The 21,660-nt window shown below is 40.7% G+C and carries 21 protein-coding genes; 9 read left to right on the top strand and 12 right to left on the bottom strand.

Annotation, left to right across the window (positions count from 1 at the left end; genetic code table 11):
* Nucleotides 1–148: 148 nt before the first annotated feature.
* The 7 genes from VMW78_05355 to VMW78_05325 form a co-directional block, all read right to left on the bottom strand.
* Nucleotides 149–892: a TlyA family RNA methyltransferase gene (locus tag VMW78_05355; protein ID HUV50430.1), complete on the bottom strand. Its 744-nt coding sequence runs from the start codon at nucleotides 890–892 to the stop codon at nucleotides 149–151.
* Entirely contained in the window at nucleotides 880–2,769 is a 1,890-nt protein-coding gene (gene dxs, locus VMW78_05350; GenBank protein ID HUV50429.1) for a 1-deoxy-D-xylulose-5-phosphate synthase, read from the bottom strand. The genes VMW78_05355 and dxs overlap by 13 nt, the downstream gene beginning before the upstream one ends.
* A gap of 20 nt (nucleotides 2,770–2,789) precedes the next feature.
* Nucleotides 2,790–3,680: a farnesyl diphosphate synthase gene (locus tag VMW78_05345; protein ID HUV50428.1), complete on the bottom strand. Its 891-nt coding sequence runs from the start codon at nucleotides 3,678–3,680 to the stop codon at nucleotides 2,790–2,792.
* 30 nt (nucleotides 3,681–3,710) lie between these two features.
* Nucleotides 3,711–4,253: a hypothetical protein gene (locus VMW78_05340; GenBank protein ID HUV50427.1), complete on the bottom strand. Its 543-nt coding sequence runs from the start codon at nucleotides 4,251–4,253 to the stop codon at nucleotides 3,711–3,713.
* Between the two features lie 167 nt (nucleotides 4,254–4,420).
* Entirely contained in the window at nucleotides 4,421–4,648 is a 228-nt protein-coding gene (xseB, locus tag VMW78_05335) for an exodeoxyribonuclease VII small subunit (protein HUV50426.1), read from the bottom strand.
* Complete coding sequence (gene xseA / locus VMW78_05330) at nucleotides 4,641–5,873, bottom strand: exodeoxyribonuclease VII large subunit (GenBank protein ID HUV50425.1); 1,233 nt, start codon at nucleotides 5,871–5,873, stop codon at nucleotides 4,641–4,643. The genes xseB and xseA overlap by 8 nt, the downstream gene beginning before the upstream one ends.
* A gap of 540 nt (nucleotides 5,874–6,413) precedes the next feature.
* Complete coding sequence (locus tag VMW78_05325; protein HUV50424.1) at nucleotides 6,414–6,719, bottom strand: hypothetical protein; 306 nt, start codon at nucleotides 6,717–6,719, stop codon at nucleotides 6,414–6,416.
* Nucleotides 6,720–6,940: 221 nt separating this feature from the next.
* Between VMW78_05325 and VMW78_05320 the strand changes: the two genes are divergently transcribed.
* Nucleotides 6,941–7,642: a Bax inhibitor-1/YccA family protein gene (locus VMW78_05320; protein ID HUV50423.1), complete on the top strand. Its 702-nt coding sequence runs from the start codon at nucleotides 6,941–6,943 to the stop codon at nucleotides 7,640–7,642.
* Between the two features lie 39 nt (nucleotides 7,643–7,681).
* Here VMW78_05320 and glmM read toward each other — a convergent pair whose 3' ends face one another.
* Together glmM and VMW78_05310 are read right to left on the bottom strand one after the other, a co-directional pair.
* A complete protein-coding gene (glmM, locus tag VMW78_05315) occupies nucleotides 7,682–9,034 on the bottom strand; it encodes a phosphoglucosamine mutase (protein HUV50422.1) in 1,353 nt (450 codons plus the stop codon).
* Between the two features lie 30 nt (nucleotides 9,035–9,064).
* Nucleotides 9,065–10,297, bottom strand: coding sequence for a hypothetical protein (locus VMW78_05310; protein HUV50421.1), 1,233 nt, complete (start codon nucleotides 10,295–10,297; stop codon nucleotides 9,065–9,067).
* Nucleotides 10,298–10,633: 336 nt separating this feature from the next.
* On the opposite strand from VMW78_05310, the gene VMW78_05305 reads away from it, so the two are divergent.
* The gene (locus VMW78_05305) at nucleotides 10,634–11,032 is read left to right on the top strand and encodes an FxsA family protein (protein ID HUV50420.1); all 399 of its coding nucleotides are present in this window, start codon (nucleotides 10,634–10,636) and stop codon (nucleotides 11,030–11,032) included.
* A 297-nt stretch (nucleotides 11,033–11,329) separates the two neighbouring features.
* Nucleotides 11,330–11,686 carry a hypothetical protein gene (locus VMW78_05300; GenBank protein ID HUV50419.1) on the top strand — a complete coding sequence of 119 codons (357 nt, stop codon included), beginning with the start codon at nucleotides 11,330–11,332 and terminating at the stop codon, nucleotides 11,684–11,686.
* On the opposite strand, the gene VMW78_05295 is transcribed toward VMW78_05300, so the two are convergent.
* Entirely contained in the window at nucleotides 11,629–13,029 is a 1,401-nt protein-coding gene (locus tag VMW78_05295) for a sigma 54-interacting transcriptional regulator (protein ID HUV50418.1), read from the bottom strand. The genes VMW78_05300 and VMW78_05295 overlap by 58 nt on opposite strands.
* 272 nt (nucleotides 13,030–13,301) lie before the next feature.
* Here VMW78_05295 and VMW78_05290 point away from each other — a divergent pair, with 272 nt between their 5' ends.
* The 4 genes from VMW78_05290 (at nucleotide 13,302) to VMW78_05275 (ending at nucleotide 18,287) form a co-directional block, all read left to right on the top strand.
* Complete coding sequence (locus VMW78_05290; protein HUV50417.1) at nucleotides 13,302–15,047, top strand: ABC transporter ATP-binding protein; 1,746 nt, start codon at nucleotides 13,302–13,304, stop codon at nucleotides 15,045–15,047.
* Nucleotides 15,037–17,013, top strand: a complete 1,977-nt coding sequence (locus tag VMW78_05285; GenBank protein HUV50416.1) for an ABC transporter ATP-binding protein — start codon at nucleotides 15,037–15,039, stop codon at nucleotides 17,011–17,013. The genes VMW78_05290 and VMW78_05285 overlap by 11 nt, the downstream gene beginning before the upstream one ends.
* Nucleotides 17,014–17,353: 340 nt before the next feature.
* Complete coding sequence (gene wrbA, locus VMW78_05280; GenBank protein HUV50415.1) at nucleotides 17,354–17,965, top strand: NAD(P)H:quinone oxidoreductase; 612 nt, start codon at nucleotides 17,354–17,356, stop codon at nucleotides 17,963–17,965.
* Between the two features lie 76 nt (nucleotides 17,966–18,041).
* Nucleotides 18,042–18,287: a hypothetical protein gene (locus tag VMW78_05275; GenBank protein HUV50414.1), complete on the top strand. Its 246-nt coding sequence runs from the start codon at nucleotides 18,042–18,044 to the stop codon at nucleotides 18,285–18,287.
* A gap of 157 nt (nucleotides 18,288–18,444) precedes the next feature.
* Here the strand turns inward: VMW78_05275 and VMW78_05270 are convergent, their stop codons facing one another.
* Nucleotides 18,445–19,821: an AAA family ATPase gene (locus tag VMW78_05270; GenBank protein ID HUV50413.1), complete on the bottom strand. Its 1,377-nt coding sequence runs from the start codon at nucleotides 19,819–19,821 to the stop codon at nucleotides 18,445–18,447.
* A gap of 386 nt (nucleotides 19,822–20,207) precedes the next feature.
* On the opposite strand from VMW78_05270, the gene VMW78_05265 reads away from it, so the two are divergent.
* Together VMW78_05265 and VMW78_05260 are read left to right on the top strand one after the other, a co-directional pair.
* The gene (locus VMW78_05265; protein ID HUV50412.1) at nucleotides 20,208–20,642 is read left to right on the top strand and encodes a helix-turn-helix transcriptional regulator; all 435 of its coding nucleotides are present in this window, start codon (nucleotides 20,208–20,210) and stop codon (nucleotides 20,640–20,642) included.
* Nucleotides 20,642–21,316 carry an ImmA/IrrE family metallo-endopeptidase gene (locus VMW78_05260; protein HUV50411.1) on the top strand — a complete coding sequence of 225 codons (675 nt, stop codon included), beginning with the start codon at nucleotides 20,642–20,644 and terminating at the stop codon, nucleotides 21,314–21,316. Before VMW78_05265 ends, VMW78_05260 begins: the two co-directional genes overlap by 1 nt.
* A 77-nt stretch (nucleotides 21,317–21,393) precedes the next feature.
* On the opposite strand, the gene VMW78_05255 is transcribed toward VMW78_05260, so the two are convergent.
* Nucleotides 21,394–21,660 (bottom strand): hypothetical protein (locus VMW78_05255; GenBank protein HUV50410.1); only part of this gene is annotated, 267 nt, incomplete at its 5' end.

The following is a 21,660-nucleotide window of genomic DNA, read 5'->3' as shown; positions in this document are numbered from 1 at the left end:
AAACTCCTCTTCATATGGAATGTTAAAAAATCATGTAACCGTTCACAGCTGTCAGTTCACAGTTTTTTTACTATACAACGACTGATTGCTTTTATGTTTTCACCAACCGTTAACCGTTAACCGTTACTATCTTTTTAGCCCAAAAAAATCAAGACTTATAAGGCGATTTTAATACAATCATAAATTCCCTGTTCCCCTTGGAGCCAAGTATTGGAGAGGGTATAACCGGTTCGCATGAAAAACCTGTTTTGATAAAAAAATCTGAAAGATCCTTTATCACTTCATCATGCAGTTTTTTGTCACGAACCACGCCGCCCTTGCCTGCCTTTTCCTTGGCTACTTCAAACTGTGGCTTTATCAGGGCAAGGATTATTCCCTCTTTTTTCATAAACTTAATTACTGCTGGAACAACTATTTTTAAGGAGATAAATGAAACATCTATTGTGATAAGATCAACGGGCCGGGGAATTATTTCAGACGGCATATGCCGGATATTTGTCCGTTCAATAACCACGACGCGCGGATCCTGCCGAAGCTTCCAGGCCAATTGTCCATATCCGACATCAACGGCATACACACAGGCAGCTCCATGTTGCAATAAACAGTCTGTAAATCCACCGGTTGATGCTCCCACATCAAGACAGATAAGATTTTCAACATCTATTTTAAAAGCATGCAAAGCCTCTTCAAGTTTAAGGCCGCCCCTGCTTACATGGGGGATATTCTCTCCTTTAATAGTTATCTCATCATCTTGTGAAACAACAGCGCCCGGCTTATCCACAGGGCTGTTGTTTACCAGAACCTTCCCCGACATAATCAGAGAGCGTCCGCGTTGCAGGCTTGGCGCCAGCCCTTTTTCCACAATTATCAGGTCAAGTCTTATTTTTGACAATTTTGCCCATCAAGCATTTTTTTTGCCGCATCAACTATGGCAGATGCATCTATCCGGTATTTTTTTCTGAGAAACTCCTGAGGGCCGTGTTCAACAAAGGTATCGGGTATGCCGATACGTTCAAGGCGAAAATCTGTTATACCTTCATCATTTAAGCATTCCAGAACCGCGCTTCCAAATCCTCCCTGACGAACATTTTCTTCAACGGTTATAATGCGCGGTATTTTTTTTGCCAGAGAACATATCAAATCAACATCGATCGGCTTTACAAAGCGGCAATTTACAATTGTTGCATTTATATCCTGTCCGGCCAGTATTAAACCTGCTGAAAGGGCTTCGCAAACAGAGCTGCCAATGGCTAAAATAAGAACATCATTCCCTTCTGTCAGAATTTCTCCTTTTCCGAGAGGTATGGGGGTGATATCTTCTTCTATTTTTACGCCTGCTCCTTTTCCCCGTGGATATCGAAATGCTATAGGGCCATTATGGGCAAGGGCGGTAACTAACATCCGGCAAAGTTCATTTTCATCCTTTGGCGCCATTACCACCATGTTTGGAAGACTTCTAAGATAAGAAAGATCGAACAACCCCTGATGGGTCCGGCCGTCTTCACCGACAATGCCTCCTCTGTCAAGCGCAAAAATCACGGGCAGGGCTTCAATGCATACATCGTGGAGGATCTGATCATATGCGCGCTGCAAAAAGGTGGAGTAGATTGCCACAACCGGTCTCAGCCCCTCGGCAGCCATTCCCGCGGCAAATGTTACACCATGCTGCTCAGCTATCCCGACATCAAAAAAACGGTCAGGATAAACCTCGGCAAATTTAACAAGTCCTGTGCCTTCGGGCATTGCCGCAGTAACTGCGACAATCCTTTTATCATTTTCGGCTAATTTTACCATTATTTTGCCGAAAACTTCGGTATAGGTCGGAGTGGATTCTTTTTGCTCAATACAGTTACCGGTTTTAGAATCAAAAGATCCGACTCCATGAAAATAAACAGGATTATTCTCGGCAGGAGTGTATCCCTTTCCCTTCTTGGTAATGACATGAAGGAGAACAGGCTCGTCGGTATTTTTAATATTATTCAGTATATCAATAAGATGATCCAGTTTATGTCCATTTATCGGGCCAAAGTATTCAAAATTGAATGCCTCAAACAGTATCCCCGGTGTAATAAAGGTTTTAAAGGATTCTTTTGAACGTTTCGCGAACTGATAAATATCCTCTCCGATTTTTGGTACGGATTTAAGGAAAAGCCCAAGCTCCTTTTTTAAATCCTGCATATATTTTGCTGAAAATGTCCGGCTTAAACGTGAGGATAGGGCGCCCACATTTTGAGAAATAGACATTTCATTGTCGTTTAGTATAACAAGGAAATTTTTATGAATGTCTCCTGCCTGGTTAAGCCCTTCATAGGCAAGCCCGGCGGTCATGGAACCGTCTCCTATAATGGCTACCACCTTGGATGTTGCCTTTTTTAAACGCTTGGCGCAGGCCATGCCAAGGCCCGCTGATATGGATGTGCTGCTGTGTCCGGTTGTAAAAGCATCATAAGGGCTTTCTTTTATGCGGGTAAAGCCGCTTATGCCGTTGAGCTGCCTGAGTGTATGAAATTGTTCCCTGCGTCCTGTAAGCAGCTTGTGGGCATATGCCTGGTGCCCGACATCCCAGAGAATTTTATCATCAGGAGCATCAAAAACATAGTGGATGGCGATTGCAAGCTCAACAGCGCCGAGACTTGAAGCCAGATGGCCGCCGGTTCTGGAAACCACATCAACTATAACTTTTCGAATTTCCGCTGCAAGAACCGGCAGATCGGATCGTGAAATCTGCTTTAAATCTGCTGGTGAATTAATATTATCAAGTATGCTCAAGGTGTCGTTGACTCCTTTTTTTATTTTTTTCTTTTAACAATGTAACCGGCAATAGCGCGAAGCGGATCAGACCTGTTGTCAAAACCATCTAATGATTGCAATGCGTTGCCCGCGAGTTTTTCAGCAAATTCTCTGGATTCATTAATTCCCATGATAGAAGGGTAGGTGCTTTTTTTACGGTTTTTATCAGTGCCTACAGCCTTTCCCATTATCTCTGGATCACCTTCGACATTAAGGATATCGTCTGTGACCTGAAAGGCAAGACCGATATTTTTTGCATAAATCCCGAGCTGTTTTATCTGCCCGATATTACCGTTTCCAATAATGGCTCCGCAACATATTGATGCTTCAATAATAGCCCCTGTCTTTAAGGAATGCATTTCTTCAAGTTCATTCAAGGCCAGCATAACCCCTTCAGATGCAATATCCCTCATCTGTCCTTCAATCATTCCCTGATACCCGGCTGCGCGTGAAATAGCATGAATAACACTCAGCCATTTTGAGGCATAATGTTCATTTTTTAACTTGATTGACGAAAGTATCTGAAATGCCAGCGTGAGGAGGGCATCGCCTGCAAGGATTGCGGTAGCCTCATCAAATGCGATATGACAGGTTGGTTTGCCCCTTCTGAAACCATCATTATCAATGGCAGGAAGATCGTCGTGGATTAACGAATAGGTGTGGATCATCTCAATGGCACAGGCGGCCGGCAAAACCTTATCCGCTTTCCCGCCCAAAGCTTCGGCCGCGGCAATACACAAAACAGGTCTGATACGCTTCCCGCCCGCCATAAGAGAATATTCCATGGCAGATACAATCCTGCTCGAACTTAATCTGTCACGCAGTATTTCATTAAGTGAGTTGTTTATATAGTTACTTTTCGAAACAAGATATGAACTTAGATCAAACATAATTTAAGTATAATTTTGAGTTTTTAATTTTTAATTGTTTTCCTGTTGCCCCTTTTCTTCAAGAGGAATCTTTTCTTCGCTGACAGGGGATTGAACCTCCTGTTCAGCAGGCCTTTTTTCTTTATCAACAGAGGATTCAACTCCAATGATTTTTTGTTTAACCGTATCGAGCTCATTTGTGAGCTGATCGATTTTTGCCTGTAATTGCTCCTTTTCTTTGGCGAGTTTTTGATTTTCGCCGATAGATGACTGGAGTCTGGCTTTTTCTTTCTCAAGAGATGCCGAGTTGTTCTGCAAGCTCCTGGATTGGGCGTCAAACCGGCTTTGAACGTCCTTTACATCCTTTTTCAGTGCGGTGATGTCGGTCATTAACCGTTTTACCTGCTTGATAAAGCCTTGATTGTCTTGCTCTATGTTGCCTATATAATCAATTGTTTTTGAAAGATATTTTTTATAATCAGGCTTTTTTTGTTTGTCCAGTCCCCATATATAATAGCCAAAACCAACCCCTCCGCCAAATAAAATAATTACGACAATAAGATATGAAATTAATTTTTTTCTTTCCTTTATCATGGCAGCTCCTTAATTATGATGAATTCTTAAAAAGTCGAATTTATCAGGTGTTAGTGTTAGGTTAAAGCAATTAACTGTTTTATCAATCTCTTAACACTTAACACCTAACACATTTCGTAAAAAGTGCTTTTTAGACTTTTTACGACGCCAACAATTATTGCCTGTCTTTATTCGTCAATTATAAATGGTTTTTCGGAAATATTTCCTTCCTGATCTCGCAGTAACATCGTGATCTTTTTTTCTGTTTCATCCAGTTTTTCAGAACAGAACTTTGTCAGGCTTATACCTTCTTCAAATTTTTTTATAGCCTTCTCAAGAGACAAATCACCGGATTCAAGTTCTTGAACTATCTGTTCAAGCTGTTTCATAGATTTTTCAAATGTCAGCTTAGCCATTATTCAATATCCTTTCTACACGGCATATTAAAGAACCCTTTGCAACCATTACTTCAAGCTCCTGCCTCTTGCTTACCTGTTTTGAATCCATGATAACAACCGCATCCGGAATCGTTCTGGTGATACTGTAACCACGAGCCAGGATTGAGAGAGGGCTTAAAGTCTGCAGGCTGTTAACACGCCAGGCAAGCCGTTCCCGTCTCAAGCTCAAACTGTTTTTAAATAGCCTGATAAGCCGGGTGCTTAAGTCGTCTATTCTAAGCCTGAGGTCCTGAATTTTTTTCTTTGGGTCAACCAGCCGTTTGGATGTTTCATTTATTTGTATGCGAAAACGCTCAATCTTATTGAAGAAACAGGATGTTAACAACCTTCTGGTTTGGATGCATCTCCGCTCAAGATCATCCTTTTTGTTAACCGCCAGTTCTGCGGCAGCAGATGGGGTCGGGGCTCTGAGGTCGGCAACAAAGTCGGAAATTGTAAAATCGGTCTCATGTCCGACAGCTGAAATAACCGGAATCTTTGAGGCAAAAACAGCCCTTGCAACTGTTTCTGAATTAAATGCAGCAAGATCCTCTATGGATCCGCCGCCTCTGGCCAGGATGACCAAATCAGCGCTGTCCTTAGTATCTGCCCTTAGATTCAACAATTCAAAGGCTGATGCAATTTCCCTTTCAGCTCCATCTCCCTGAACCTTAACCGGTATGATCTCAATATGAAGGTTTGGAAAGCGCCTGTAAATTATTTCCAGGATATCATGGACAACCGAGCCGGTGGGAGAGGTTATAATGCTGATTTTTTTAGGTAAAAAGGGCAGGGGCCTCTTGTGTTTTTCATCGAAAAGCCCTTCTTCGGAAAGTCTGGCTTTGAGCTGTTCAAAAGAGATTTGCAGAGCGCCTATGCCTATCGGTTCCAGGTGCTCAAAGATTATCTGATAGTTGCCACGAGGTTCGTAAACACTTATCCTGCCAAGTCCTACTACGCTTAACCCATCTTTGACATTAAATTTCAAATTCCGGTTCTGGCCGTGAAACATTACCGCATTTATCTGAGCATTTTTATCTTTTAATGTAAAATAAAAGTGCCTGGAAACCGGCATGTGGAAATTGGAAATTTCTCCGGAAATCCAGACAAATGGGAATTTTTCTTCAACCAAAGATTTAATGGAAAGGGTCAACTCGGATACAGTATATATCCGTTGTTCTATTTTCCCGTTATTAGAATTCACTATCTCAAAAGCTCCAATTGAGACCCTTGCCATTGTTATCTGTCATTTCGATTTATTTATATATCTATCACAGCTTGAAAAATCATTCAATAACTATAAACACAGCGTCAATCTAAAAGGCTATGAACATCGAACATCGAACGTCCAACATCGAATTTTGAATAAGGAATTCTGCCAATTTATAAACTGGCGGCGCGAAGCGATTTCATCACGCGAAGCGGCATAACTTAGCTTTTTACGAATTCATCAGCTTTAGGTATAATTAAATTTAAAACAGGGAATTGTCTGAACGTATTAGAAATCGTTAAGAAAGAACCTTGCACGATATTATTATTTATAAAAAATCATCGGATTGTCACAATTATTATTTTGGTTATGGACTGTTCTTTATTTACGATTTCTTATATGTGAGTTTTTCCTGGTTTAAATTTAATTATACCTGGAGCGGCGCTTTCTAAAAATTAGTATAATTCATAAATTTATATAACGACCGATAAGGTATATTATGTAAACTTATGCGTCAAGTCCTACCAATCCTTGTCAGGAGCCGTTTAAATCCGCAGAACCCTCTTCTCTTTCAGCCTGTTTATGCTTATCCACAAAATCGCGCACCACAGGCATTATATAAATATTTTCAAGCGGCATTTTATTTAAAAGCTCAGCCAGAATTATATTTTTTTTAAAAACCGGCAGGTGCTTATCAATTATAAAAAGATCTTTGTTTTTAACCTTGCAGAATCCACTTCGAATATATATGCCTGTTTTATGAAGATTTTTCTCTGATACTTTAATATTCAGTTTTTCAGCGATCTCTGTCAGGTTTTGATATAATTGTTCAGGTTTCATAATTTTTCCAGTAATTACAGGCTTGAAATAGTTTAAAATTGTATTATTATGTACTTAATTTTCGCACAGGGTCAAAATAAATTTTTAAAGGGTGCGAAACTTGAGTTATGTATTATTAATACAGTATTTATGAAACGTGTTAGGTTGAAGTAATTTCTTGTTTTATCAAATACTTAATACGCAACACTTAAAGCACATTATAACATTTTCAGGAGGCAATAATGCAATTCGTATCAACAGATAGAGCACAAACTCAGGTCATAGTTAATGAATTTATTCGCAGCGTATATAACTGGATGGCCATTGGACTTAGCCTTACAGGTTTTATCGCGTTTTATGTTTCAAGCAGCCCGAACATGATAAGACTTATTTATGGAAATAAGGTTTTGTTTTTTGGGCTTATAATAGGCGAATTAGCCCTTGTTTTTTATTTAAGCGCAAGGGTACAAAAAATTCAGGCCTCAACCGCGACAGCCCTGTTTATACTTTATGCGGCATTAAACGGGGCTACACTGTCCTTTATATTCCTTGTTTATACCAGTTCATCCATTGCATCGACATTTTTTATCTGTGCTGCAACCTTTGTTTCATGCAGCATATACGGTATGGTTACAAAACGTGATCTTACCTCGCTTGGCGGTTTCATGGCCATGGGGCTTATCGGAATTATCATAGCATCTCTTGTTAATATGTTTATCCGCAGCTCTGGAATGAGTCTGATCATCAGCTATATAGGTGTCTTTGTTTTTGTCGGTTTAACCGCGTATGACACGCAAAAACTGAAACAAATGGCCCTTACACAGCCCGCTGATCTTGAGGCAGGAGTCGTCAGAAAAGGGGCGATTATGGGCGCCCTTACATTATATCTGGACTTTATCAACCTGTTTCTTATGCTGCTTAGAATATTAGGAGACAGAAGATAGCTTTAAAAAAGTGCCTGAAGTGAGCTTACTTCAGGCACTTCAAACTCCTATTTTTTCCTGTACTGTATCTGCTATCTGTTTACAGTACATGCTGGTTTCATCCATGCCCGGCCCCTCAACCATTATTCTGCAAAGGGGCTGGGTGCCTGAATAACGAACAAGCACCCTGCCCTTTTTACCCAGGCTTGTTTCAACCGATTTTATCGCCTCTTTGATAACAGGAATCGAGCAGATATCAGGCTTGCTCTTTACTTTAACACTGACAAGAACCTGTGGAAACAGGGTCATTTTTTTGCCGAGGGTTGAAACAGGTTTTGATTCCATTTTAGCAGCTTCGATCAGCTTTATAGCGGCAAGAAGCCCATCACCTGTTGTCTGATGGTTCAAAAAGATCATGTGGCCTGATTCTTCGCCTCCTAAAACAGCTTTGGATGAAATCATCTTTTCCGCAACATAACGGTCTCCCACATCCGCGGCAACATGCTCTATGCCTATATCTTTTAAAGCAAGTTTAAGCCCGATATTGCTCATAACAGTACTTACAACCAGATTGTTTTTAAGCTCCCCTTTTTGCTTCATGACCGCTGCGCAGATGAAAATCATCTGGTCGCCGGTTAAAATATTCCCTTTTTCATCAACCGCAATAAGCCTGTCGCCGTCGCCGTCAAAGGCAAGTCCGATGTCAGCCCCTTTTTCAACAACCTTTTTACTCAGGATTTCCGGATGCTGGGACCCGCAGTTATCATTTATATTTTTTCCATCAGGATTGATAAAGATGGATTCTACGTTTGCGCCAAGGCCTGCAAACAGTTTAGGCGCAACACGATATGTCGCACCATTTGAACAATCCATGATGATCTTAATCCCTTTGAAGGGGTTGTCCCGCGCAATTGCGGTTTTAAGAAAAGCGCAGTAACTTTCTTCAGCATCATCGATTTTATAAACATTGCCTGTATTTTGTATCTGTTTTGAGGCTGAAACTGTTTCATGGCCAAGCACAAGCCTTTCGATCTCCTCCTCTTCCTTATCTGAAAGCTTAAAGCCGTCTCCTTTAAATATCTTTATTCCATTATCATAAAAGGGATTATGGGATGCAGATATCACAATTCCGGCGACAGCATGGGTTGAAGCGGTTAAAAAGGCTATGCCGGGGGTTGGGAGAACGCCTGTAAGATATGCGTCCACACCCATTGAACAGATTCCGGAAACTAACGCATATTCCAGCATATACCCGGATATCCTGGTATCCTTTCCAATGATTATACCGGACACATCCCTTTTTTTCTTAAAAAATGACGCGATTGCCCTGCCCACGGCTACAGCTGTTTCAGGTGTTATCGGATATTCATTTGCCATACCCCTTATGCCGTCGGTGCCGAATAGTTTGCCCATTTACTCTTCCTTTACCTAACACTTAACACACTAATCTCTGAAAGATGGAATAATTTCAAGCAGTTTCATGGTTATGTCATAAACAATGTCCTGAAGCCACATGGTTCCGGTTTTTGAATCTTTGGTCTCAAGCCCCTTTATAACGGTAATATAATCCCTGCCTGATTTTTTTATGCCTGTATCTATTTTTTCAAGAAAAACATCTCTTAAGGCTTGATCACCCGCATTGTCGCGAAGCTCTCCAAAAGATTCTTCCAGCTCAGTCCGCATACTATAAAGCTCATGCTTTTGCCTTGCAACAATCGAAGACGGCCTGTCATCCGCAGTATCCGGCATTTTATCACATAAATCTTTAAACCTTTTTATCCGTTCATTAATTGCCATGTTTAGTTTTTCTTTTAAACCAACAAAAAGAGGCTCTGGGAAATCATCTGAAATAAACTGCGTGCGAACATAAATATACCACTGCATAAGGGCAATAAGATTTGCCATATATATAATGTTGTTTGTAACTATTCTTTTAATGCCTTTATATGCGTTCGGGGTAAATACAATGTTTTCACCATTTACCGGCTTATCGAAAATAAGGCGTTGCGGCCTGAGTTCATCTTTTCTGCATATTATGCCGGCAGCCACCACAGTGCCGAACGCAAGGCGGCACGGGCCTGCAAGACCCCCCTGCCCTCCAAGAAAAATCGGGTTCTGGTTCAGCATTACGCCGCTCGGCACATCACCGATAAGGGATGGGGTGGCCTTGTCCTGATCAGGGGTATAATTAAAATGAATGTATGAGCTGCCGACCTCGCTGTGATTTTTCCGGCTTGTTCCACCGGACATCAGGCAATCGCAAAAATTGATAAGGCTGCCCAGGGTTACGAACGGGAATAAAATGGTCTGCTTTAAACCAACTGTGTGAGCTATCCTTGATTCTTCCTCAAGTATGGTTCCTTCTCTTATATGAGAACCGGAACCAACAGACACTCCGCCTAAAAATACAGCATCCTTGAAAAAACCCGCGTTAAGATTAACCAGCGACCCGATCTGACAGTTCTCAACAGTAACCGGCCCCTCATATCCCAGCTTAGCCCCATGAGCTATAAGGGTTGAACTGCCGAAAATTTTACAACCTGAATAAATTATGGTCCCATTTCCTGAAATCCTGTCAATGTTTACATCGTCACCTATCTCAACACCACCAGGATTTGGAATTTTTACACCCTTTTTTATCAGGTTCTCAATTTTCAAAACGCTCGTGTTTTTCATATTAATCCTTCCACAGCAGAATATGGGGGGCGGAACATGGGGGGAATATTATGCAAAATTCCTATCAATAATATATCTACATGTCAAGTTGAGACCTTGGAAAAATGCTCAATTTTGTTTAAGTTCAAGGAAGGCGAAAATTGTAAACGTAGGAATACATTGAGTATTTCGAGGCTTAAAATTTGAGCCTGACGCCGAAATTGGGCAAAAGGGGGCGTTTTGCAAAGGTCTCGAGTTGCTTACTTATTTATGGATTGTCCCCATATTCCGCTTGCTTAAAAAACTTGACATAAATAATTATCATGGGCATATTTTAACTTAAACAAAGGAAACTACATGCTTTTAAAACTTTTTCTAGCCTTCACCCTGATACCGGTTGCTGAAATATACCTGCTGATAAAGGTAGGACATTCCATAGGAGCTTTAAACACGGTGTTAGTGGTAATCATAACCGCTTTCGTGGGCGCAAACCTTGCCCGCATACAGGGTCTTCAAACCATGATCCGCATTAAAACCGGTCTTCAGCAGGGAATAACGCCGACAGAAGATCTGGTTGACGCCTTTATAATATTTTTAGCGGGAATTGTTCTTTTAACCCCCGGTTTCATCACCGATATTGCCGGACTGCTGCTGCTTTTTCCTGTAACCAGATACCACTTTAAAAGATATTTAAGAGCTAAATTTGACGAGTGGATCAAGAATCAGACCATACATATCGGCCGCTTTCCTGGATAACATTTCTTCTGATTGCTCAAACATCCTGGCCATGCGCATCGAACGCACACTTGTCCAATGCTTTAATGTCCCCAAACTCCCGCATTTCATATTTGAAAGAGGAACTTTGGCTGTCTCATTTTTTTAATTAGAGACATAATTGTATCATGATACAATTTCAGATATCTTTCCGTTTATAATAGATGTCTCAATATCTTATTTTAATTCAAGAGGTTATTTCATTATTGGAGTTTTCGTTATCAATGGCACATATCATGCATTTTAATGTGTTAAATAACAATCCAAAGGAGGTGCAGCATGTTGAAATTAGAGGATATAAGAAATAATCTTGATCTGTTAAATGATATAGACTGGGAAATGACGCCGGAAATGGCTGTAATACTTTATCTGGAATGGGGTAATAATGCGGTAGCGGGTAAAAACGTAATAAGATCAAAGAGAGATTTTTCTACTTATTTTGTGGTAAATACATGGCATGAGCCGGTAATATACCTTATACGTCGCAACATTGAAGAAGGGGTTGAGCTTGCTACAATAAAGATGCCCGAATGGTTAAAAAACCGGTTCCTGGAGTCAACAGGTCATAATGAAGGCGTTTATTCTATCGAGGGTGAAGTTAAAGACTGGCTTAAAGGTGAGCTCTGTAATGATTGAGATTTAAGTATGTTAGGATGTTGGCTTAAAAATCTGTATAATGTGGCCCTTCCCACCCCGAGAAGCTTGGCAGCCTTTGATTTATTCCCTCCTGTTTTTTCAAGGGCAGATCTTATTGTATCAAAGTCAAGCTTCCTGGAAGAGCCGCGCCTTAACAGAGGTTTTTCATTATCTCTCAGATCAGCAGGGAGTTCATTTGGAGTAATTAAGCTGCCGCTGCATTTTACAATGGCAAACTGAATAGCATTTTGAAGCTCACGAACATTTCCCGGCCAGGCATAATCCATTATTAAGGACATGGCTTCTTTAGATATTCCAAGAGGTTTTTGCTTATAATCTTCCTCAGCCTGTTTAAGAAAATGGTCGATTAGAAGCGGTATGTCATTTTTTCGTTCGCGGAGAGGAGGAATAGATATGGGTATTACATTTAAACGGTAATACAGGTCATCGCGGAAATTTTTATTTCCTACCTCTTTTTTAAGGTCTTTGTTTGTTGCGCTGATAACCCGAATATTTACAGAGATTGTTTTTTCTCCGCCGACCTTTTCAAATGTACCTTCCTGCAGAAATCTCAGAAGCTTGACCTGCACATTTTTTGAAAGTTCTGTAACCTCATCCAGAAATATTGTGCCCCTGTCGGCCAGCTCAAAGCGCCCCTTTTTATCACGTATAGCATCTGAAAACGCTCCCTTAACATGCCCAAAAAGTTCACTTTCTATAAGGTTTTCCGGCAAAGCTCCGCAATTTATAGCAATGAATGGAGCCCCGTTTCTTTGGCTTTCATTGTGAATAGCCGCGGCAACCAGTTCTTTGCCTGTGCCTGTTTCTCCGGAAATATGTACCGGATAATTATACCCGGCAACATCTCTGATTTGCTGAAAAACCTGGAGCATTTTTGTGTCCTTACCTATGATGCCTGCAAAGCTGTTTAGCTTGCCGGCTCTTATTTTCAGGCTCAAAATATCAGTAACGTCTCTCAGGAAAGCAATAACCCCAAAGAGTTTTCCATTTTCGTCATCCATCCTGTTAAACGACATTTCAATGTTCTTGATTTCGCCGTTTTTGTTTAAGCTGTTAATCGTATATTCATAGTTATCCATAATTTCAGGGCTGTCTTTACTGAAAGAACAGCGTTCACCGCAAAAGGGAGCGCCGAATACTTTGTGACAGTCCCTTCCCAGAACATCTTTTCTGCTTAAACCCGTAATTCTTTCAGCTTCATGGTTGAAAAAAAATATACGCCTTTTTATGTCATGGGCTATGATTCCATCCTTGAGATTATCAAGAACCCGTTCCAGGTTTTCCTTTATAGCAATAATTTTTTCAATCTTTGATTCAGTCATAATTGTTTACAAAAATGGTTTGCTTTGTTCCTGTCATTCCAGCGAAACTGGGAATCCGGTTTTTTTTGGATTTTGTTTGAATTGCAATGTATTATACCTGTCCCGCATAGTCAAGGCAAACGGATTTGTCTTAATGCCCCCTGCCCTTTCGATTTCCGTGATGTAAAACACCAGGTGCGTTCATGCGGGCATACCATCCGATTTTAAAAAGACTTGTTTGACCAATGTATAATTCTTTAGTAAAAATTTCTTAAAGACAGGAGATGAATTAATTGAAATCCTTATACTTAATAAAACCTTATTTTGTAAAAAACCGCTACATGATTCTCTTTGGGCTTTTTTGTCTGATTACCGTTGACATGCTGCAACTTTTTATTCCACGCGTAATTAAATGGGCTGTGGATGATCTTACGCTGTTTCAGATAAACCTGAAACAACTGCTGTCCTATGCCCTGTATATAGTTGGAATTGCCGTGATGATGGGAATTTTCAGATATGGATGGCGACGCTGTCTCATCGGCATGTCAAGAAGTGTTGAACAGGGTTTGAGAAACAGTCTGCTTGACCATATTCAAACCCTTTCTGCTTCATATTTCGATAAAGTAAAAACAGGGAATCTAATGGCCCATGCTACCAATGATATTCAGCATATAAGAATGGCGATGGGCATGGGTGTGGTTGCACTGACAGACGCAATAGTTCTGGGCTCCGCATCCATCTGTTTCATGTTATATATTAATAAGCTTCTGACATTATATGTTTTAATTCCAATGCCTATGATTGTACTGGGAACCCGTTTTTTCAGCAAAAAAATGCATCATCTGTATCAGGATGTGCAGGGATCTTTTGCAGATCTTACAGAAGCCATAAGGGAACGATTTGCGGGCATACGCGTAATCAAGGCATATAACCTGGAAGAGCAGGAAGCATCCATGATAAATACAATATCAAAAAATTATATTAATAAAAATCTCCGGCTTGTAAAAAATACCGGGTCATTTTTTCCCATGCTGCTTTTCTTTTCCAATATAAGTCTTGCAATCGTTCTTTTCCTTGGAGGCAGACAAACAATTACCCTTGCTATAACGCCCGGAGATTTTGTGGCTTTTATCAGCTATCTTGGTCTTCTGACATGGCCCATGATGGCCATGGGATGGGTTATAAGTCTTATCCAGAGAGGAAGAGCATCCTTAGACAGAATCAACAATATCTTAAGCATGAAGCCGGAGATTGATGACGCAACTGATGCTAAATCCTTTAAACAGATTAAAAATAACATGGTTTTTGAAAATGTCTCGTTTTCTTATACAAACAACACCCCTTTGATTCTAAGCAACATAAACATAAAACTCAAACATGGTGCTATCCTGGGCATAATAGGTCCTCAGGGCAGCGGTAAAACAACATTATTAAGCCTTATGCCAAGACTCTTTGACGTATCATCCGGCCGAATTTTAATCGACGGAATAAATATATCCCGGATATTGCTTCGCGATCTCAGATCACTTATTTCTTTTATGCCGCAAGAGCCCTTTTTGTTTGCAGGTTCAATTAAACAGAACATACTGCTCGGAAGTGGTGAAACAAAAGATTCCCAACTAATATCAGCAGCAGAAAAGGCTGCCCTGTATGATACTGTCAGGCTTTTCCCCAAAGGCTTTGATACGATTGTCGGCGAAAAAGGGATTGTTCTGTCGGGCGGACAAAAGCAGCGTATTTCCCTTGCGCGAGCACTTATACATGACAGACCCATTATGATATTAGACGATCCTGTAAGTCAGGTAGATATGGAAACCGGAAACCTTATTATAAAAACCGTCAAATCAATGGCCGGCGGAAAAACAATTATAATTGTCTCTCACAGGCTTTCCGCGGTGCGTTTTGCTGATTTAATTATATCCTTGGACAAAGGCAGAATTGTAGAATCAGGCACCCATGAGCATTTGATGAAAAACAACCGATACTATGCAAAAACATTTCGCCTGCAGGAAATTGAAGAGGAATTTAATGCAAACTGATTTTGGATATTTTGAAGAAAAACAGCTTGGCAAACCATATGACATTAAGATGCTGAAAAGGCTGTATCCTTTTACCAGGCCCTACAGACCTCTTTTTTTGGGTTCGATCATGCTTGTAGTTTTAATCGCATTACTTGATCTTTCTCTTCCATATGTCACCAAGATAGCGATAGATCGGTATATAGTGCCTCAATCAGCATCAGACAAGGCTGGTTTTGCTGGACCGGAAATCAGGTATTTAAAGGTCAATGCCCTTGAGCTAAAAACAAGAGAAATTGTCGGCAAGTATCCGGATATTTTTCAAATTAAAGGCCCGGAAGCCATGATAGAGTTAAACAATCTTTCGCAACTGAGTAAAAACGACCTTACAGAACTCCGCAAAAAAGATTTTATCGGGTTAAATATTATTACCGCTGTCTTTATCTGTATAATTATTTTTAGCTTTGTTTTTAATTTTTTGCAGGTCATGCTCATGGAATATACCGGCCAGATGATAATGCATGATTTAAGAATGCGACTGTTTAAGCACATTCAGAGACTGTCGGTCTCATTTTTTACCAAAAACCCTGTTGGTCGTCTTGTTACAAGGACAACTAATGATATTCAGAACATGGATGAGCTTTTCACCTCTGTTATCTCATTTGTTTTCAAGGATATGTTCCTGCTCACAGGCATAACACTTGCCTTGCTTTGGATGAATTGGAAGCTGGCCCTTGTTTCATTTTCCGTGCTTCCCTTTGTTGTTTTTGCTTCCATGTATTTTTCCACAAGCGCAAGGGATGCTTTCAGAATCTTAAGAATCAAGATTGCGGAAATAAATACCAGATTTGCGGAAACCATAGAGGGAATAAAAATCCTGCAGCTTTTCCTGCATGAAAGAGAAAATTACCTGTCTTTTAAAAAACTGAATCATGAGTATTACATGGCCGGCATGCAACAGATTCATGTGTTCGCGATTTTTATGCCGGTTATAGAACTTTTAGGTTCAATAGCCCTTGCGGTCGTTATTTACTACGGGGGCGGCAGCATGATTGAAGGAAAAATAAGCCTTGGATCGCTTGTTGCGTTTATATCATATTTAAAGATGTTTTTCAGGCCGATAAGGGACATTGCTGAAAAATACAATATATTGCAGAATGCCATGGCATCGGCTGAAAGAATATTTCTAATCTTAGACAACCAGGAAAAAATTCCACAACCTGTTAATTATTCCGGATATAAAACTCCTGATCTAAAAAAAATAAAAAACATAGTAATGGAGAATGTATCATTTGGTTATACTAAAGATGAAACCGTGCTAAAGGATATCTCTCTTGAAATCCGTGCGGGTGAAACAATAGCCATTGTAGGACGAACAGGCTCAGGCAAGACAAGCCTGATCAACCTGATTCTCAGGTTTTACGATCCAACGTCTGGAAGAATAACAATAAATGGAATCAACTTAAAAGATTTTGAGCTGTCTTCTTTGCGATCAAAAACAGCCATGATCACGCAGGATCCATTTCTGTTTTCAGGAACAATACTGGATAATATCATTCAGGGACAAAACAATATTTCCAAACAAAGCATGGAGTTTATTTTAGAAGCATCAAACTGTAAAAAATTTATAGAAAGATTGCCGGATGGTCTTAATACCGTTCTTTACGAAGGGGGCGCATCTCTGTCAAGCGGTGAACGTCAGTTAATATCAATGGCAAGGGCCTTTGCGCGCAATCCTGACCTTATAATACTTGATGAGGCAACCTCATATGTTGATTCTGAAACAGAAGAAAAGGTCAGGCAGGCGCTTTACAGCCTGATTAAAAAAAGGACATCTATTATTGTAGCTCATCGCCTCTCAACCGTTCGACATGCAGACAGAATAATAGTTATAAATAAGGGAAAGATAATCGAAACAGGAACACATGACAAATTAATCAAGAAAAAGGGTTTTTATTTCAGGCTGAATCAGTTGCAGTTATCTTAAAGTATGACGGTTTTCCATATATTTTCACGGGTGTGTCTTTGTCCGAAGACCCATAATAATTTTCCGCTTGATTTTACAAATATAATCAAATATAAAATTACATACTACATTAAAAAGCGCCGATTATTTTTTTAATACCCCCTGTTATACCTCACTTGCGTTCCTCTTAGTTCGACAGTTGGAATGAGCTCCTGTTCCTCGAAGCGCTTTTTATTCATCACATACATACGAATATAAATAACATTTGAATAATGGTTTTGGTGTCTGCCAACAGATATCTTTGCGGTTTCTTTCAGGGCGCTTAATATAATATAATTAGAGCAAATGAAAGGAGGATCTCATGAAGATACTGGCTGTTTACTACTCTATGTACGGGCATGTCCACAGGATGATAGAAGCAGCTGCCGAAGGGGCGCGATCAATAACCGGTGTAGAAGCTGAATTGCGCCGGGTTCCGGAAACTCTATCTCGTGATGTGTTGAAAGAAATGGGTGCTGTTGAAACTCAGAACCAGCAGGCCGATATCCCTGTGTGCACCATAGATGAACTGGGCGAAGCCGATGCAATCATCTTTGGAACACCGACCCGTTTTGGCAATATGTGTGGCCAGATGCGACAATTCCTTGATGCGACAGGACAGCTGTGGATGAAAAGAGCGTTAGTCGGAAAGGCAGGAAGTGTTGTAACAAGCTCAAACACCCAGCATGGGGGGCAGGAATCAACGATCTTGTCTTTCCATATTACCCTTCTGCATCACGGCATGGTGATTGTCGGCTTGCCTTACGCGTTTCAAGGACAAATGCTGACGGACCGGATTAGCGGTTGTTCGCCGTATGGTGCGTCAACAATCGCGGGTGCTGACGGCAGTCGATTGCCGAGCGATAACGAACTCGCCGGAGCGCGTTATCAGGGCGAGCATGTTGCAAAAATTGCAAAGAAACTCACCACATGACCAAAAAACGTTCTAATCAGGCGCTTCACCTGAACGCTATCTTTTTTTTAAACTTTTTTTAAAAAGGAGGGTTATCATGGGCGAAAAGAAATATGCCAACGATGTTGTATGTGGAAAAATCAAAGAAGTTTTTCCGGATATTGGAGAATGCGGAATTGATCTGGGTGTTGATTATGATGATGAACAAAAAACCTATATTGTTAATCTGAAAAAAGGTCACAGAAATGTTAAAACCCATCTTGAAACCGACGATGTAGATACATGCATGAAAGGCAAACAGTGTGTCGGGCTTGGTATTCAGATCGCACAATTCAAGGATTAGTCTGATCAGATTTTTCAACCGCCCGTTTTTTGTTCCTGATCCATGCATCAACAAACTAATGAAAGAAAACTTTTAACCTGTGGACGTTCCTATAGACTTCAAAAGTTTAAAGGTTGAGTACGTCCCGGTAGTTTCTTGTTTTGGAATTGTGAACGTTCTACACGGATGTCCCCTTGGTGTCACCCTGAAGCCTCTCTTCAAGGGAATAAATGCAACTTCGGACCAGGCGTTGTGTCTGGCTAATCATGTATAGTGGAATAGACAGTATTTGATCAAAATATGACAACTCGTGCATTGAATATCGGACACCGAGCAGTGTTTTGGGATATTCTTTAAGGAAAAGCCTCAGGCTCTTCATTGCCCCCCTCGCGCCGGCCTTCACCTCTACCGGTATCGGCATGCCTTCGATTTCTATTAGAAAATCAACTTCAGCATTGCTCCCTCGGGCTTCCCTTGCCCAAAAATGTAATTTTTTGTCAGAGTAAGGATCAGCGCAGGCAAGCAGCTCTTGAGCAACGTACTGCTCTGCAACACTGCCTGTATTGATTTGCATAATAGATTTATCAAGAATAATGGAGTCCTGCACGCCAAGAGCATTTTGCATAAGACCGACATCGAGAAATGCTATTTTGAATTTACGTTCATTGGCAGTTGCCAAAAGAGGTACTCCCGCACCGGATGCGTGGCATATTTTAGACAGACATCGCGCGTCGCATAGCAACCCAAGCGCCTCCTTCAGGAATTTAGCTTCGATGCCTGGATTTATATGCGAATACTTGTAACGCCGACCAGCCATTTGTGGCGCACTGGAATACACTTCTTTCAAATATTTATGTTTTGCGGTTGATGCATACTTGGCAAAATCATCTGTATAAGTACGAATAAGCCCGGATTGCAGTCTCTGTAATTCTTCCATCAAAACCTTATTTTCAAAGGCATTAACAACCCTGGGCATTCCGCCGACTAACAGGTATTGTCTTAATAGCTGTTCAAGTCTGGTTGTAAAAGCCTGCTCCACTCCGGTTTGCAGATCAACCGTATGGATATAGTTCAGTAATCTCTCTTCACCGACTGCTATCAGGAATTCTCCAAATGACATAGGATACATATATACGCTTTGCACACGGCCGACAGGCATACGAAAGTCCTCAGCGCGCAACGCAAACTCAATCAACGATCCAGCACCGATAACATGAAGTTCCGGCATTTTTTCAAGGAAATATCGCAAAGAAGTAATCGCCTTCGGGCATTCCTGGATTTCATCCAGAAACAATAAAGTGCGTCCGGGGCTGATTGTCATGCGTGTCAGAATGGATAATCGGTCAATGATTCCCTTGGGATCAAAGTCCGAAAAACAACGGCTCAATTCCGGCTGTTCTTCAAAATTCACAGAAACAGTATTTTCAAATGCTGCCCTGCCAAATTCAGTTACCGAATAAGTCTTCCCAACTTGCCGCGCACCTCTTATTAGAAGTGGCTGCCTGACGCGACTGTCTTTCCATTGTTTTAGGATCTGGTCAATTGCTCGTTTCATAACCTTGAAAATATCTCACAGGTCAGAAAAGTCAAGCATATTATGAGAATAAATATCATAAAAGACAGGGGTGTTTTACGACTAATTCACGCTCATGCGCAAGACCGGCTATCTCCCGCAGCTTTTTACGAATTGGTTTTGAACCGCAATAGCAAGCGCATTCCCCGTAGCTTGCTGCGGGGTTAGCGAGCGAATCTAAAAATAGCAAACTTCCTTACGGTCGAAGATTCCCCGTAGCTTGCTGCGGGGTTCTTCAATAATTATGTGTCATATTTTATAATATTATCAACATCCTAATCCGACAAGTGCTTTACAAATGGTCGTCCTGCAAGTCCCCCATAATAAAAGGACTTGACATATTTTAAGTGTGGTATTATGTTTACCACATGGTTAAAGAATTACCACATAAAAACAATACCAAGGATGTCCAACAAAACAATCCAAGGGAAGGAGGAACAATGTTTGGGGAATTCATTAAAACTCTTAGGCTCGACAGAGACATCGGCCTTAGGGAATTTTGCCGTCAGCTATCTATTGATGCAAGCAATTGGAGTAAAATTGAAAGAGGAATTTTGCCCCCGCCTCAAGGTGATGAAAAACTCGACCAAATCGCTGAAGTATTGGGCATTAAGAAAAGCTCGGAGCTTTACAACGAACTTAAAGATAAAGCGGCTATTGACGCAGGGATCATCCCAAAGGATCTCCTGTCTGATCAGGAAACCCTTAACGCATTACCGATGTTTTTTAGGACTGTTCGAAGCGAAAAACCTACCGCTGAGGAGATAGAAAAGCTGATCGAAAAGATCAGAGGAGAAGGTTGATGGAAGATTATTCGAAGTTCAAATGCCCTTACCTGGAAAAAAGAGAAATATGGCAAATAGCGGAAAATTTTAGAGCTAAATTCTGGCCCGAAAGCATACTGCCTGTTGATATTGAAAGCATAGTTGAAAAAAAGCTCAAATTAAACATCGAACCGAAGCTCGATTTGTTGAATGAATCAGATATAGATGCCTATCTCCGGATTGATCTTACAGGCATTGTTGTCGATTATAAATGTTTTATGGAAGAAAGGTTCATAAATCGGCTTCGGTTTTCTTATGCCCACGAAATAGGTCACCTTTTTTTACATAAAGAGATATACAAAAGCTTCGCAATTAAAGAACCCTCAGACTGGAAAGAATTTATGCTCGATATACCTGAAAGAGAGTATAAATTTTTTGAATATCAGGCTAACGAATTTGCCGGTAGAGTTTTAGTCCCTCGTAATAGATTATTATCTGAATTAGAAATTTATCTTAATAAAATACAAAAAATTGGCATGTTAGATTATCTCGCATCAGATCCAGGAATAGTTTTGTCAGGTATTAGTACGGCGCTGTGTAAACCTTTTGGAATATCAGATCAGGTTATAGAACGGCGCGTTGAAAGAGAAGAAATATGGCCCCCGAAAATCGAATACATAAACGGCGAAGGTGTGAAACTTCAAAAATTATAATACGGTTTCAAACATCTCCAAGCCACCTTATTCTCACTCAGCAATTACAACTATAAGTCTAAAGAACGTTCCTATCCTTATACAGGTTTGTCCAAAAGGATGGCCTCAGCCACTTTCTCAGGAACATCTTCTTTGGACAAAAAACCCAGCTTGACCGCTCTGCAAACGAGAAAATCGTCTTCCATGGAAGAATAGGTTTTCCATAGCTCGCTGGATGTGTTTTGATGAAAGCTGTGAATTCGATCATTCAGCTCGAAACAGTCGATTTCCTGCTGACGCCATTGAGCAAAGTGGCTGTCCAACGTTTCCAGTGCCCCGCTCAATTCGCGCTCATGCGCAAGACC

It is taken from the genome of Anaerolineae bacterium, assembly GCA_035529315.1.
Lineage (GTDB): Bacteria > Desulfobacterota > Desulfobacteria > Desulfobacterales > ETH-SRB1 > Desulfaltia.
Note: the sequence above shows the minus strand (reverse complement) of the source record. Positions and strands in the feature narration are given on the sequence as shown.